Genomic DNA, 12,699 nt, shown 5'->3' on the forward strand with positions numbered 1-12,699 from the left:
ATGTTGCGACCGGCATGGCTACTTATCCGGTTGCACCCGTGATTCCATGGGCCGGACCTTCAGATCCTGCAATGGCAGTGTCAGGCGGGTGTCGGTAAGAATAATGGGCAGCGCCCGGTTATCGGGCACCACCCGGGCCTCGAATATATTGGTGATCGGTGCACTGACTTCCTTGTCAAGATTGATGGCCGTACGCAGAACGGTATCCACCGGCGGGTGGATGGTCTGGTTGAAACCCACCTGCACCGGGCCGTCGTAAACAAAGCGGATCTGGGTATCCACTGGCACTTTCAATGACACCGGCACCTCCAGCTTCAGGGGCAGCTCTCCTTCTATGGGCATGCGCGGCAGCCATTCGGAAATCAGTTTGGTGTCCCCTTGGATCGCCACCGTGGTCTCGATGGGAATGACATCCTCATACTCAATGGTCATGCGCAGGGGCACCATGGTATCCAGGGCCAGGTTAGCCTTGTAAGTGCCTTTCAATGGCAGTGGCAGGGCATCGTGCTTGAAGGGCACATCCACCTCCACACGACCTCGCAGGGTGATGGCCGCCTCTTCCTCGGCGCGCGTTTGCACGATCAGGTTTTCCGGTAGATGCAGCAGCGCATGCTGGTCCTGCAGACCGATACCGATAACAATGCGGGTGTAGAGCACAAACCCCAACACCAGCCCCACCACGATCACAGCCAGGGCCACCCAGCCCCACAGAATCCAGCGCCCCATCAGGGCTGCTCCTCATCCGCTGCCGTTATCTCAGCCTCGTCGCTCGCCGTAGCGTCATCACTGTCGCTGAAAGACAGTCCCACTTCTCGCAGCGGCAACTTCAAATCCATTTCCGCGATCAGTGCATCCGCCGGTTCCAGAATGGTGGCGCTAGCACGTAGCCTGGAGCGTACCGGCACCTGCATGGCGCTCTTCAGGGGAATCGATGTCTTGATATTCGCCTTCAGCGGTACCGACAGGTCTTCGAGAATGTCCACTTTCGCCGGAGCGTTGAATTGCAGTTTGACCAGCTGATCCACCGGCACATTCACATCAATGGGCACATCCGCTTTCACGGGTAACTCGCCCTTGATCGGCACAGTGATCCACTTACCCAGCACTCGGGCACGGACTTCACCGTCCACCGGAATAATCTGGTCCAGCTTGATAGTGTCTTTGAGCGGCACATTCATCTTGATCGGTACCGCATTATCGAAGCCCACCTGCACATCCAGGGTCTCCTTGACGGGTAGAGTCAGGGTCTGGTCGATCGGCACCGTGGTGTCGATGACCGTGTCGATCAAGATGTCCAGGTCATCGAGAATATCGATACCCACAGACATGGGCTTGGGCACGACGACACTGGCTTGCTGATCGCGCAGCAACAATTCTGCCCCCAGATTCTTCCACACCCACCAGGCCAGGTAGGCACCAACAGCAAGGGCAATGATCAACAGTACACCAGCACCGATCACAAATGATTTGCGAATGGTAATCTGCATGGATCAGCGCTCCGCCTGGCTATTATTGGAGGCCGGACCATCCTGCAAATGGCGCAACACTTCCTGTTTGATTTGCTGACGGATTTCCTCATCCACCGCCTGTTCCATACGCACGCGCAAACGACGTCGTGCCCGTCGCCATGACCACACCAGCCCAGCGCCAAAACACAGCGCACACAACAGGACCCAGATCACCATTAACGTAGACATGCACCACTCCCGGACAGCCTCAAGAGAACATCACCAGCAACTGGAACACACCGACCAGGAAACCAAGGAATGCCCCTACGGCAATCAGTATCCATTCATCCTGTTCGAAAGCCGGGCGCAACATGCTTTCAAACTCTTCCGGTTTGAGACTCTGCAAACGGGTGGAAAGCGTGTTCTCCAGATCCAGCGCATCGTTGGCATAGTTTTCAATATGCTTGAGCGTTTCCGGTAATCGGCTTACCAACTCCGACACGGCACATTCCTTCATGTCCCGATAGTTTTGGGTACCCACGGCAAAGGTAACAAACGGCTTGGCAAAACTGGTCTGTTCATCCACCGCTTTCTGCACATGCTTGCCGATCATGGCAAACACCTTGTCGGAGTAAGGCCCCTTGAGAATGCCCTCAATAATATTGGCCGGGGTAAGCACATAGGAAGAGACAAGTCGACCGTAATCTCGGGCGACCTCATCCTGACGCTTCATGAATAGACCCTGCACATTGAACGGGCCAAAACGCATCAACTCCTTGGGATTGAAAATCATCTGCAGGGCAATCCAGTTGGTTGCATAGCCCACCGCCAGGCCGAAAACCGGCAACAACCAGGAGCCCTTGTAGAAAACCCAGGTAATCATCTGAAAGGTACCGAAAATGCCGCCAAAGTAGAGCCCGGAACGACCGATGAACTTGAACTCCGCCGCGCCTACTTCCTGGAAAATACGGTTCAGTAGTGACTTGTCCTTGGTCAGATTGGTGATCACCATGTCCTCAAGATCATACATCTGTGCGATGTTGACCTTGATTTGTTTCATAATGTCAGAGATCAGACTTGGGGCCTCTTTCTTGACACGTTTATAGACTTGCCTCTTCACCATTTCCGGCATGGATTCCCACAGGCCTGGCTCGTGCTGACCCATGATGGAATCCACCACGTCTTCGATCATATTGTTGAGTACCGGCTCCAGCTCACCGGCCACCCTATCCGGATCAAGACGGTCAAAAATCTCTTCCTGGGTAATCAGGTGCGTAGTGATAGTGTCTACAGAGATCGCAGCCATCTTGGCAGCTCGGCGCGGGATGATACCCTGCCAGCCAAGAAGAGGGGGTTTGCCAAAAAACTCTACCGGATAGAACATCATCTTGATCGCAATCACATTGGTGGCATAACCCACCACGGCACTGATCAATGGCATGGATAAATACAGCCAGATGTTATCGGCAAACTCGTTGATATACGCTTCCATGTGGCCTCGCTTTTCGTTCTTTTTGAGGAGTCTCTAAATAACTCCTTACACTTCAGTACAGATTGTTATCCGGAGCAGGCCGCCCAGAATGCCTTGCCGAAAGCTGAAAGGTGTGCGGTTTCGCGAATAAAGACTGGCCGAAGCCGGGATTCTTTGCGCATCCGTTCACAGGCGGAGCGGACCTCTGAACCATTCTCGATGGCTTCGTATTTTGCTGTCTGGGAACTGTCCTCCGGGCCGCCATCGAGCAGCCCGAGAGAAAATAAATGCGCAAGGTAATGGGGCACGGCATCCGCCAACATCACACCACTTTCATTACCCACCCGGCTCAGAAATGCCATCACCCGGTGCTCGCTGTTTTTGAAACGACCGCCGCGTGCCAGCAAATGACTGATGGCAATATCAGAACCGTCCGACATGGCAGTGAGTATCCTCACTTCGTCGGGGAGCAACTGGTTGATGATACGTCCATAAACCCTCGACGTGGCGCTGTCCGGGGTCTGCTCCAGAGACTGATCAGCCAGCGCGGCAAACCGTGACTGCAAGGATTTATCGCGCCCTTCACCCTCACCGGATGATGCCTCCACCGGCCCTGGCAGGTAATGATGGTTGCCCATTCCGCCCAGGCGTAACTGCAGATCCTCGAACAACACATCCTCGACAGCCCGCGCCTGGCTCAACACATAGCGGCCACCTGGAGCACGTGCCACAGCCTGTCGCATTTGCCGGACAAGACGCCCGGCCCAGGGTGTTGTGGCCGACTTTCTTTTCTGTATTTTTTTTTCCGCCAACATCGCCTCCGTGGCAGCCTCGACGTTGCGAAGCTATCGATTCCGTCTTTTACAGGGTCATTAAGTATCACTGTTTAGGGGGGTCAACAATGCTGGCAAGAATGTCGATACAAAAATCCCACAGTCGCTTAATGTTATGTGTACTTTCTGTTTGCGCTCGTTTGATACAGTGCAATGACGGTGTTTTCCGGAATCGATTTTCAGCCGCCATTTTACGATTTCGGCACACCTCATAACGGCACACCCCAAACAGGATCGATCATGAATAACAAGGACGCCATTGAACGTATGCATCAGCGTGTAGGGTTTCTTTCCTACCTGCCGGAACCGGTTACCCGGGATCTTGACCAGGCAGTGGATGACTATCTGGAAAGCGAAAAGGGTCGCCTGGAGAAAGCTATCGATAGCGGCATTCAGGCCTTGCCTTTGTGGCTGCGCAGCATCGCCCGCAGCGCGCTTCGCTAATCCCCGCACCAAGGATGCTCACATGAACGACCTGACTCCGAACCTGGAAATCCAGATTGAGCTGGAAAAGCTCGCCCAGTACCTGACCCTCGACGACACCACCTGGCAAGCCCTCGTCGATGCCAGCGCTGGCAACCTGCGCGAGTTGCGCGAACACATCGAAGAGGAGATGTACAACCAACACCGCAAAGGGTTCCAGCACCTGGCAAGCTGGACTCGCTGGCTCTCCATCAAACAACTGGCGAAACTGGCTTATGCCATCGGCGCCAAAATGGCCGCCCGCCTGGTCGGCGAAATGGATCCCTACTTCGCGGTAAAAGTTGCCCGGCGGCTGACCCCGGATTTTCTCGGCGAAATCGCCGCCCAGGCAGACCCTCGCAAGATTCGTGAAATCATTCGGCGCCTGCCTGCGGAAGTGATCCGCGAAGTGGCACTGAAACAGATTCAGGAAAAACAGTTCCTGCTGCTGGGCCGTTTTGCCGATGCGCTTTCCGCCCCCTCCATTCGCGAAGTGGTCAACGCGGTAAAGGATGATGGCGCCCTGCTGACTATTGCCTTCTACATGGAAAATACCACCCAGCTCAGCAATGTGATCCGCATGATTGATAACAGCCGACTGGCCAGCATCGTGCGGTCCGGTACCGAAAATGTGGATCTGTGGCCCAAGGCCATCTGGGTGATAGACCATGTGGAAGGGGAGCTAAAAAGCCGGTTGGGCAACATCATGGCCGAGCAAGACGAACGCACGCTGGACTCCCTGGTCGATGTGGCCCACCGCCAGCAATTGTGGGGTCCGGTACTGCGCGCGCTGTCCGTGATCAACCCCCGCTACCATCGCAAAATCGTCAACCTGCCTTCCCTGCGTAACAGCACCGTGATCACCGAACTGGTGAATGCCGCAGTCAGCAAGAATCTGCTGGAAGAGACCCTGCCCCTGGTCAAGGCCATGCAACGGGACTATCGGGAAGTGGTTGCCCATACCGCCCTGCGCCAGGGCGAAGAGGTAGCGGAAGCCGTGGTGCAGGCAGCCCATCAAAGCGGACAATGGGATCTGATTCTGGACCTGGCCCAATTCCTCGGTGACGAGGAACGCAACATGCTGGCAAGACTGCCAAGCACCCATAATACCTCTGTGATAGAAGCCCTGATGCGTAACGCGGCCAAGCTTGGCAAAACCGACCTGCTGCTCGACTTTGCCCGCCGCTTTCACCGTGAAGGTCTGCAGACCGTGGTGGAAATCAGCCTGCGCGACGGCGGCGACCTGCTGCAAGCGTTCCTGGATGCCGCCCGTGATAGCCGCGACGGCTGGCACGCCATCGCCACCGCCGTCAGCGTGGTGGACGCACCGGACATGCTCCGCGACATCGGTCGCATCTATCAGCGGCAGAACCCCCAGGACCAGCAGGCCTTCCGCGAGGCCGCCAACGAAACCGGCCTCTGGTCACGACTGGAGCAGGCCCTGCCGGCCTGACCACTGAACCCTTCGCCCGCGAAACGGTCATACCTCATAGCCCCGGCAAATCTCTGCCGGGGCTGATCTTTCACGGTATCGTGCCGTTCCCCTGTGATACTGGGGGACATTCACCGCAACCGGGAGAAGAGCCATGCGCTGGTTTTTCCTTTCACTCTGTCTTTTCCTTGGCGCCTGCGTCAGCCCGGTGGTCATCGATAGCCAGGAAGGCGCCAAACTGGACCAATACCGCAGTTACGCCTTCGTGGAACAAAACGAAGACCAGCCCAGAGAGCTGGACGACCAACGGGCCCGCACTGCCCTGAAAACCGCCCTATCCGAGAAGGGATTGTCCGCCAGCACCTCCGGGCAAGCCGACGTGCACGTCAAACATTTCTTCAAGCGTGAACAACGCTACGACGGCTCCGTGGTGCAGTTCGGTTTCGGCTTCAGCCGCAACAATGTAGGCATAGGCACCACCACCCCGGTGGAAGGCGACATCACTGAAGAATACAAATTGGTGGTACAGATGATCGATCCGGCCACCAATAATGTGGTCTGGCAGGCCACCAGTCGCGACCGCCTCTACGACGACATGCGCAGCGAACGGCGCAGCGAACACATCCAGAAGGCGGTGGATGAAATGTTCCAGCGCTACCCCGGCTGACCGGACGACGCATACCGCAGGTAAAAGGACCACCCCCTTTGGACGCCATTCTGATCGGCCCGCTGGCGCTGCCAGCGGGCACAGTTGTTGCCCTGATTACCTTTTCCGCCGCCGTACTGGCCAGTCTCTGGTGGCAGTGGCGTGGCAAACCCGTTGAAAAGTGGCTGTGGCTGATCACCCTGGCTGCCCTGGCTGGCGCCCGTGCGGCCTTCGTATTGCGTTACCCCGAGCAGTATTCCGGCCTGCTGGCCATGCTGGATATTCGCGATGGCGGCTGGTGGTGGCCCGGGGCCCTGGCAGCTCTGCCAGTGGCAACCCTGTGTCTGTGGCGTCGACCGGCCCTGCGCCTGGCATTGCTCTCCAGCACCGCGGCGGCCTTCATGGCGCTAGCCATTTCCCTGGCCACCCTGCATGCCATGACCCCCGAGCCTGTCCCCATGCCGGACATCACTCTGGAAAACCTGCAGGGCACGCCCATACCCCTCGCGCAAGTGGCACAGGGACCGACCCTGATCAATCTGTGGGCCACCTGGTGCCCACCTTGCCGGCGGGAAATGCCGGTGCTGGCCGACGCCCAGTCGCGCTATCCCAACGTTCGCTTCGTGCTGGCCAATCAGGGGGAAACCGCTCAGGCCGTGCGGGATTACCTGATGCAGGCCGACCTGAATTTTGACCTGCCGCTGCTGGACCCACCGATGGCACTGGGTCACCATGCCGGCAACGGTGGGCTGCCGCTGACCCTGCTATTTGATGGCAAGGGCAACGAACTGGCCCGTCACTTCGGCCCCCTGTCCCGGGCCAGCCTGCATCACTTCCTTACCTCTCACCTGGATGATCCTCGCCCATGAGAATGCTCACCCTGCTGGTCACCATGCTGCTGCCGCTGTCCGCCGTGGGCGAACAAGCCGACATGGACAGCCTGCTGGCCCGCCTGGAAAGCAGCCGTTGGGTGGCCGAAGGGGCAGAAGACCCGCAACGGGTGGCCTATGTGTTCACCGACATGGCCTGCCCCTACTGCGCCGTGCTGTGGGAAAACATGCAGCCGCTGGTCAACCACCCGGATAACACCCTGCAGGTGCGCCATATCATCGTCGGTATGATCCACCCCAAGCGCAGCTTCACCCAGGGCGGCGCCATCCTCGCCGCCGCGGACCCGGCAGCGGCCCTGGCCGAGCACGAAGGCCACTTTGACGACGGCGGCATCCGCCCGCTGGAGCGGGTCCCCGACGCCATCCGCAGCCAGATCCACAACAACACCGCCCTGATGATCGGCCTGGGCCTGCAGGGCACCCCGGCACTGGTGTTTGAAGATACGCAGGGACGCTGGCGGGTGGCGCCAGGGGTCGTTGGGGAGGAGGCGTTGCGGGCGGAGGTGTTTCAAATCAGTGAACAGTGAAGAGTTAACAGTGAACAGCCCGCACCCACCGGCACCAGGGCATTGAAACGCAAGAGGCCGCGCCCAAACTCCGGGCGCGGCCTCTTGCGTGAAGGAACACAGAACCCATCCCGCGAACTGTTAACTCTTCACTGTTAACTGTTCACTGAATCAATCCGTCAGCCAACTCACCTTCCCCTGACACACGGTCAACTTCACATTGCCCTTGAGCACTGCACGTCGCCAGGGGGAGTTGTTGCCGGCGGATAGCCAGTGTTCGGCGTAGTCTTTATCGGCGTCGGCATCCAGCACACAGAGGCTGGCCGGACGCCCGGTTTCCAGCTGGCCGGCCTGCAGCCCCAGGCAGCGGGCCGGGGCGGCGGTGATGGCATCCAGGGCGCGGGGCAATTCCAGCTTGCCGTCGTTTACCAGTTGCAGCACCAAGCCGAGCAGGGTATCCACCCCGGCCATGCCCGGCTTGGTGGCCGGGAAGGGGGCCGCCTTGCTGGAGGAGCCGATGGGGGTGTGCTGGGAGCAGATGGCATCGATAGTGCCGTCGGCCACCGCCTCCAGCAGCGCCTCGCGATCGGCCGCACTGCGCAGGGGCGGAATCACATGACAGTGGCTGTTGAAGCCTTCCAGGGCTGACTCATCCAGCAGCAGGTGCTGGATGCTCACGTCCGCCGTCACCGGCAGACCGCGACGCTTGGCCGCACGCAGCAGGCGCAGGGAGTCGGCGCTGGAAATCTGCTGAAAATGGGCGCGCACGCCGGTGGCTTCCACCAGCAGCAGGTCCCGAGACAGGTCGACACTTTCCGCCACCGCCGGAATGCCCGGCAGCCCCAGGCGGGTGGCCACGGCTCCTTCGTGGGCACAGCCGCCCGCACTCAGGGCCGAATCCTGGGGGCGGAACATCACCGGCAAATCAAAGGTGGAGGCATACTCCAGGGACCGCTTCAGCACCAGGGCACTGGCCACCTTGCGACCCGCATTACCCACCGCAATACAGCCCGCCCTGGCCAGGGTGGACATTTCCGCCAACTGATCCCCTGCCAGACCCTGGGTCATGGCGGCAATCGGCATGATGCGAGCAAACCCGGCCTGGCCGGCCTGCTCACGAATCAGCCGCACCACGGCGGTGGAATCCACCGGGCCGCAATCCGGCTGGGCCACCAGATGGGTAATGCCACCGGCGGCGGCGGCGCGGGTTTCACTGGCGATATCGCCGCTGCGGCCGCTGCCCGGCAAAGACAGGTGCACACAGGCATCCACCAGCCCGGGCAGCACCCAGTGGCCTTCTGCTTCCATGATATCTGCGCCGGGCGCATCCAGGCTGGCGCCGATGCGCACCAGACGACCGTTTTCGATCAACAGGTCGGCAATTTCGTCACGGCCACTGGCCGGATCGATAACCCGGCCCTTGCGAATCAGGATATTGGCTTTCTTACTGGCCACGCTCACCTCCCGTGCGGCCATGGGCGCTGCTTTCCTGGCCGCTGATGGCCATGGACATGACCGCCATGCGCACCGCAATACCGAAGGTCACCTGGTTGAGAATCACCGAACGGGGGCCGTCGGCCACTTCCGAGGCGATTTCCACGCCCCGGTTGATGGGCCCGGGATGCATGACAATGGCATCCGGTTTGGCCAGTTGCAGCTTGTCGTTGTTGAGCCCGTAGAGGCGGAAGAACTCCCCCTCACTGGGCAGCAGGGCGGAATCCATGCGCTCCTTCTGCAGGCGCAGCATGATCACCACATCCACGTCTTTCAGGCCCAGGGCCATGTCGGTGAACACCGTCGCACCCAGCGACTCTGCATCGACCGGCAACAGGGTCTTCGGACCGATCAGGCGCACTTCGTCAGCACCGAGGATATTCAGGGCATGGATCTGGGAGCGCGCCACCCGCGAGTGCAGGATGTCACCGACGATGGCCACTTTCAGGCCCTCGAAGCCGCCCTTGTAGTGGCGGATGGTGTACATGTCGAGCATGGCCTGGGTGGGGTGGGCATGGCGCCCGTCACCGGCATTGATCACCGCCACATTGGGGGTCACTTCGTTGGCGATAAAGAAGGGGGCGCCGGAATCCTGATGACGCACCACGAACATGTCCGCGGCCATGGCCTCCAGGTTCCGCAGGGTATCGAGCAGGGTTTCACCCTTGCTGGTAGCGGATTTGGCGATATCCAGGTTGAGCACGTCGGCGCTCAGTCGCTGGGCAGCCAGCTCGAAGGTACTGCGAGTACGGGTGCTGGATTCGAAGAACAGGTTAACCACTGTCTTGCCACGCAGCAGCGGTACCTTCTTGATCGACCGGCCACCCACGTCCACGAAGCTGGCGGCGGTATCCAGAATGTCTTCCAGTAGAGAGCGGGGCAGGTGCTCGGTAGTCAGAAAATGGCGAAGCTTACCGTCTTCGGTAAGTTGTACGCGGGAGGATGGCGCAAGCGTCGGCGTCATTCTTAAGACCTTGTCTCTGTTTCATCCTCAACCACCAGATTGCGAATCTCGGCAACCAACGGAGAGGGCCCGCGTAATTCTACCCGCTGATGGGGGGGCAATGCCAAAGTTTCACCACAGATATCGGCACGAATTGGCAATTGCCGGTGGCCAATATCGAATAACACCACCAGGGCAATCGACGCCGGACGACCGAAATCGAATAGTTCGTTCATGGCGGCACGGATGGTGCGGCCGGTCATCAGCACATCGTCCACCAGCAGAATATGCTGACCGTCCACCTCCAGGGGAAGCTTTGAGGGAGACACGGTACTTTTCAGCCCCCGGGTATCGAAGTCATCCCGGTAGAACGCCGGGTTCAGGGTGCCCATCGGTAACGGCCTGGCCAGCTTCTCGTTCAATGCCTGGGCCACCCAGGCGCCGCCGGACTCGATTCCCACCAGCAACGGCGCCGACTCACCGTATTGTTCGGTGATGGCTCTGGCCATGGTTTCCAGATGTGTTTGTAGTTGTTGCTCGTCCCAGCTCAAGGGGCTCTCCTGCTTTGTGTATGGCGATATCCGACGTTCGCCCTGCAAGCATGGCGCCTGCCGGGGAAAGAATAAAGGCCAGGGCCCGACAAACCTTCAGGCCAGGCGATCAAACCGTTCAGTTTTTTGGGGTGGCAGTAACATCCCGCCAAAGAGAGGATGGCAAAATCATCGCCAGCGACGGTAAGTTTTGTAAAGGGCGGAACCCGGCTAGTGGCGAACACTCCAATCATCAGGAAGATCGGATAGGGTACAAGGATGCAACTGCGCAACGACTCACAACGGTTCGGCGTCATCACCATCGCCCTGCATTGGCTGGTGGCCATGACGGTGGTGGGCATGTTTGCGCTGGGTCTTTATATGGTCGACCTGACCTACTACCACGACTGGTACCGCAGCGCGCCGCACCTGCATCGCAGCGTGGGCATCCTACTGTTTGTGCTGATGAGCGTGCGACTGCTGTGGCGGCTGGTTTCTCCGCCACCAAAAGCCCTGCCCACCCACCAACCCTGGGAAAGAATCAGCGCCCACCTGACCCACTGGGCCCTGTATCTGTTGCTGTTCACCGCCATGATCAGCGGCTATCTGATCACCAGCGCCGACGGCTCCGCCATCGATGTGTTCAACTGGTTTGCCGTGCCCTCTATAACCGGCGACCAAAAGGGCCTGGAAGATACCGCCGGCAACATCCACGAGATCGCCACCTGGGCGATCATCATCCTCGCCGGCGTGCACGCCCTGGCCGCACTCAAACACCATTTGCTTGATCGGGACGACACCCTGCGCCGCATGCTGGGCATGGCGCCCCGTGACCCTGACAACCTTTCCTGACAACCTTTAACCCAAACGGAGTTCGATGCTTATGTTGACGCTAGCAAAGAAGATCACCATTCCCGCCCTGGCATTGCTGCTCAGCAGCATGGCCTTCGCCGACAAACCCGGCGGCACCTATGCGTTTGATAAAAAGGGCGCCCACCAGTTTGTCATGTTCAAGATTTCCCACCTGGGCTACAGCTGGTTGTACGGCCGCTTCAACGACTTCGACGGCAGCTTCACCGTGGACGCGGACAACCCGGAAAACAGCAGCGTGCAGGCCACCATCCAGGTCGCCAGCCTGGACAGCAATCACGCCGAGCGCGACAAGCACCTGCGCGGTGATGACTTCCTTGAAGTAGACGAGTATCCCACCGCCACCTTCAAGAGCACCAAGATTGAAAAGACCGGCGAAAAAACCGCAAAAATCACCGGCGATTTTACCCTGCACGGCGTCACCAAGCCGGTCACCCTGGACGCCAAACTGCTCGGCTACGGCGATGATCCCTGGGGCGGCTACCGCATGGGTCTGGAAGCCTCCACTACCCTGAAGCTGGCAGACTTCGGCATCACCTATGACCTGGGCCCGGCATCGGAAACCGTGGATATTATTATTTCCGTGGAAGGGGTAAGGCAGTAAGCCCTCAAAAACCAAAAACGCCAGCTTTTACGCTGGCGTTTTTTATGGCAGCGCTTCACCACCCTCACTCAAAAACCCTTCGGCAATGATCACCGCCGCCATGGAATCCACCCGGCTATCCGCCTGACGAATACCCGTACGCTCGCGCGCTTCACGAGTACTCAAGCGCTCATCCACCAGCCACACCTTCATGCCAAACCGGCCTTTCAGTCGGCCCGCAAACTTCTTCGCCCGTGCCGTGGACTCGCTTTCACTACCATCCATGTTCAACGGCAACCCCACCACCAGCGCTTCCGGTTCCCACTCCTTGAGCAAGACCGCGATATCATCCCAGTTGGGCTGGGTATTCTTGCAGGGCAGGGCTTTCAGGGGCGTGGCAGTGCCCAGCAGACTGTTGCCGCTGGCCACGCCGATTTTTTGTGTGCCGTAGTCGAAGGCGAGAATCATGAGGGGCAGTGAACAGTTAATAGTGAATAGTTAACAGTTACGCGATCTTGCGCCCCTGTTCCCGCAAGGCTGACCGCCGCGCACAAGCCATGGCTGCGGCGAACATCATTAAAGCAACCCAAA

16 protein-coding genes are annotated in these 12,699 nt (G+C 59.0%); 7 read left to right on the forward strand and 9 right to left on the reverse strand.

From position 1 onward, the window contains the following. Positions 1-18: 18 nt before the first annotated feature. The 5 genes from Q0Y02_RS09865 to Q0Y02_RS09885 all read right to left on the reverse strand — a co-directional run bounded on the left by Q0Y02_RS09865 (position 19) and on the right by Q0Y02_RS09885 (position 3,650). Positions 19-726: a hypothetical protein gene (locus Q0Y02_RS09865; RefSeq protein WP_297767412.1), complete on the reverse strand. Its 708-nt coding sequence runs from the start codon at positions 724-726 to the stop codon at positions 19-21. Next, positions 726-1,487 (reverse strand): hypothetical protein, encoded by a 762-nt coding sequence (locus Q0Y02_RS09870; RefSeq protein ID WP_297767415.1) that lies wholly within the window; start codon positions 1,485-1,487, stop codon positions 726-728. The genes Q0Y02_RS09865 and Q0Y02_RS09870 overlap by 1 nt, the downstream gene beginning before the upstream one ends. A gap of 3 nt (positions 1,488-1,490) precedes the next feature. Beyond that, positions 1,491-1,697, reverse strand: coding sequence for a hypothetical protein (locus Q0Y02_RS09875; RefSeq protein WP_297767417.1), 207 nt, complete (start codon positions 1,695-1,697; stop codon positions 1,491-1,493). A gap of 19 nt (positions 1,698-1,716) precedes the next feature. Then, positions 1,717-2,940 (reverse strand): DUF445 family protein, encoded by a 1,224-nt coding sequence (locus tag Q0Y02_RS09880; RefSeq protein WP_297767419.1) that lies wholly within the window; start codon positions 2,938-2,940, stop codon positions 1,717-1,719. A gap of 65 nt (positions 2,941-3,005) precedes the next feature. Continuing rightward, positions 3,006-3,650, reverse strand: coding sequence for an Abi-alpha family protein (locus Q0Y02_RS09885; protein ID WP_297767422.1), 645 nt, complete (start codon positions 3,648-3,650; stop codon positions 3,006-3,008). A 342-nt stretch (positions 3,651-3,992) separates the two neighbouring features. On the opposite strand from Q0Y02_RS09885, the gene Q0Y02_RS09890 reads away from it, so the two are divergent. From Q0Y02_RS09890 to dsbG, 5 genes are all read left to right on the forward strand, one after another. Continuing rightward, positions 3,993-4,196, forward strand: coding sequence for a hypothetical protein (locus Q0Y02_RS09890; RefSeq protein WP_297767426.1), 204 nt, complete (start codon positions 3,993-3,995; stop codon positions 4,194-4,196). Between the two features lie 22 nt (positions 4,197-4,218). Next, positions 4,219-5,667, forward strand: a complete 1,449-nt coding sequence (locus Q0Y02_RS09895; protein ID WP_297767428.1) for a hypothetical protein — start codon at positions 4,219-4,221, stop codon at positions 5,665-5,667. Positions 5,668-5,800: 133 nt separating this feature from the next. After that, a complete protein-coding gene (locus tag Q0Y02_RS09900) occupies positions 5,801-6,313 on the forward strand; it encodes a DUF4136 domain-containing protein (protein ID WP_297767430.1) in 513 nt (170 codons plus the stop codon). A gap of 38 nt (positions 6,314-6,351) precedes the next feature. Continuing rightward, positions 6,352-7,161, forward strand: a complete 810-nt coding sequence (locus Q0Y02_RS09905; protein WP_297767433.1) for a TlpA disulfide reductase family protein — start codon at positions 6,352-6,354, stop codon at positions 7,159-7,161. Beyond that, a complete protein-coding gene (dsbG, locus tag Q0Y02_RS09910; RefSeq protein ID WP_297767435.1) occupies positions 7,158-7,709 on the forward strand; it encodes a thiol:disulfide interchange protein DsbG in 552 nt (183 codons plus the stop codon). The genes Q0Y02_RS09905 and dsbG overlap by 4 nt, the downstream gene beginning before the upstream one ends. A 150-nt stretch (positions 7,710-7,859) precedes the next feature. On the opposite strand, the gene Q0Y02_RS09915 is transcribed toward dsbG, so the two are convergent. The 3 genes from Q0Y02_RS09915 to pyrR are packed head-to-tail and all read right to left on the reverse strand — an operon-like array spanning position 7,860 to position 10,676. Next, entirely contained in the window at positions 7,860-9,164 is a 1,305-nt protein-coding gene (locus tag Q0Y02_RS09915; RefSeq protein ID WP_297767439.1) for a dihydroorotase, read from the reverse strand. Next, positions 9,133-10,146, reverse strand: coding sequence for an aspartate carbamoyltransferase catalytic subunit (locus Q0Y02_RS09920; protein ID WP_297767442.1), 1,014 nt, complete (start codon positions 10,144-10,146; stop codon positions 9,133-9,135). The genes Q0Y02_RS09915 and Q0Y02_RS09920 overlap by 32 nt, the downstream gene beginning before the upstream one ends. Positions 10,147-10,148: 2 nt before the next feature. Next, positions 10,149-10,676, reverse strand: a complete 528-nt coding sequence (pyrR, locus tag Q0Y02_RS09925) for a bifunctional pyr operon transcriptional regulator/uracil phosphoribosyltransferase PyrR (protein WP_297767446.1) — start codon at positions 10,674-10,676, stop codon at positions 10,149-10,151. 258 nt (positions 10,677-10,934) lie between these two features. On the opposite strand from pyrR, the gene Q0Y02_RS09930 reads away from it, so the two are divergent. Both Q0Y02_RS09930 and Q0Y02_RS09935 read left to right on the forward strand, forming a co-directional pair. Then, a complete protein-coding gene (locus Q0Y02_RS09930) occupies positions 10,935-11,507 on the forward strand; it encodes a cytochrome b (RefSeq protein WP_297767449.1) in 573 nt (190 codons plus the stop codon). A 31-nt stretch (positions 11,508-11,538) separates the two neighbouring features. Then, positions 11,539-12,129 carry a YceI family protein gene (locus Q0Y02_RS09935; protein ID WP_297767452.1) on the forward strand — a complete coding sequence of 197 codons (591 nt, stop codon included), beginning with the start codon at positions 11,539-11,541 and terminating at the stop codon, positions 12,127-12,129. Positions 12,130-12,171: 42 nt separating this feature from the next. Here Q0Y02_RS09935 and ruvX read toward each other — a convergent pair whose 3' ends face one another. Next, positions 12,172-12,576 (reverse strand): Holliday junction resolvase RuvX, encoded by a 405-nt coding sequence (ruvX, locus tag Q0Y02_RS09940; protein ID WP_366516914.1) that lies wholly within the window; start codon positions 12,574-12,576, stop codon positions 12,172-12,174. Between the last annotated feature and the right edge of the window lie 123 nt (positions 12,577-12,699).

The organism is uncultured Alcanivorax sp., assembly GCF_947258575.1.
Classification (GTDB): domain Bacteria; phylum Pseudomonadota; class Gammaproteobacteria; order Pseudomonadales; family Alcanivoracaceae; genus Alcanivorax.

Bases quoted from the DNA above. Each gene is read 5' to 3' on its own strand.
- Q0Y02_RS09865 (WP_297767412.1), bottom strand. From the start codon at position 726: ATGGGGCGCTGGATTCTGTGGGGCTGGGTGGCCCTGGCTGTGATCGTG.
- Q0Y02_RS09870 (WP_297767415.1), bottom strand. From the start codon at position 1,487: ATGCAGATTACCATTCGCAAATCATTTGTGATCGGTGCTGGTGTACTG.
- Q0Y02_RS09875 (WP_297767417.1), bottom strand. From the start codon at position 1,697: ATGTCTACGTTAATGGTGATCTGGGTCCTGTTGTGTGCGCTGTGTTTT.
- Q0Y02_RS09880 (WP_297767419.1), bottom strand. From the start codon at position 2,940: ATGGAAGCGTATATCAACGAGTTTGCCGATAACATCTGGCTGTATTTA.
- Q0Y02_RS09890 (WP_297767426.1), top strand. From the start codon at position 3,993: ATGAATAACAAGGACGCCATTGAACGTATGCATCAGCGTGTAGGGTTT.
- Q0Y02_RS09895 (WP_297767428.1), top strand. From the start codon at position 4,219: ATGAACGACCTGACTCCGAACCTGGAAATCCAGATTGAGCTGGAAAAG.
- Q0Y02_RS09900 (WP_297767430.1), top strand. From the start codon at position 5,801: ATGCGCTGGTTTTTCCTTTCACTCTGTCTTTTCCTTGGCGCCTGCGTC.
- dsbG (WP_297767435.1), top strand. From the start codon at position 7,158: ATGAGAATGCTCACCCTGCTGGTCACCATGCTGCTGCCGCTGTCCGCC.
- Q0Y02_RS09915 (WP_297767439.1), bottom strand. From the start codon at position 9,164: ATGGCCGCACGGGAGGTGAGCGTGGCCAGTAAGAAAGCCAATATCCTG.
- Q0Y02_RS09920 (WP_297767442.1), bottom strand. From the start codon at position 10,146: ATGACGCCGACGCTTGCGCCATCCTCCCGCGTACAACTTACCGAAGAC.
- Q0Y02_RS09930 (WP_297767449.1), top strand. From the start codon at position 10,935: ATGCAACTGCGCAACGACTCACAACGGTTCGGCGTCATCACCATCGCC.
- Q0Y02_RS09935 (WP_297767452.1), top strand. From the start codon at position 11,539: ATGTTGACGCTAGCAAAGAAGATCACCATTCCCGCCCTGGCATTGCTG.
- ruvX (WP_366516914.1), bottom strand. From the start codon at position 12,576: ATGATTCTCGCCTTCGACTACGGCACACAAAAAATCGGCGTGGCCAGC.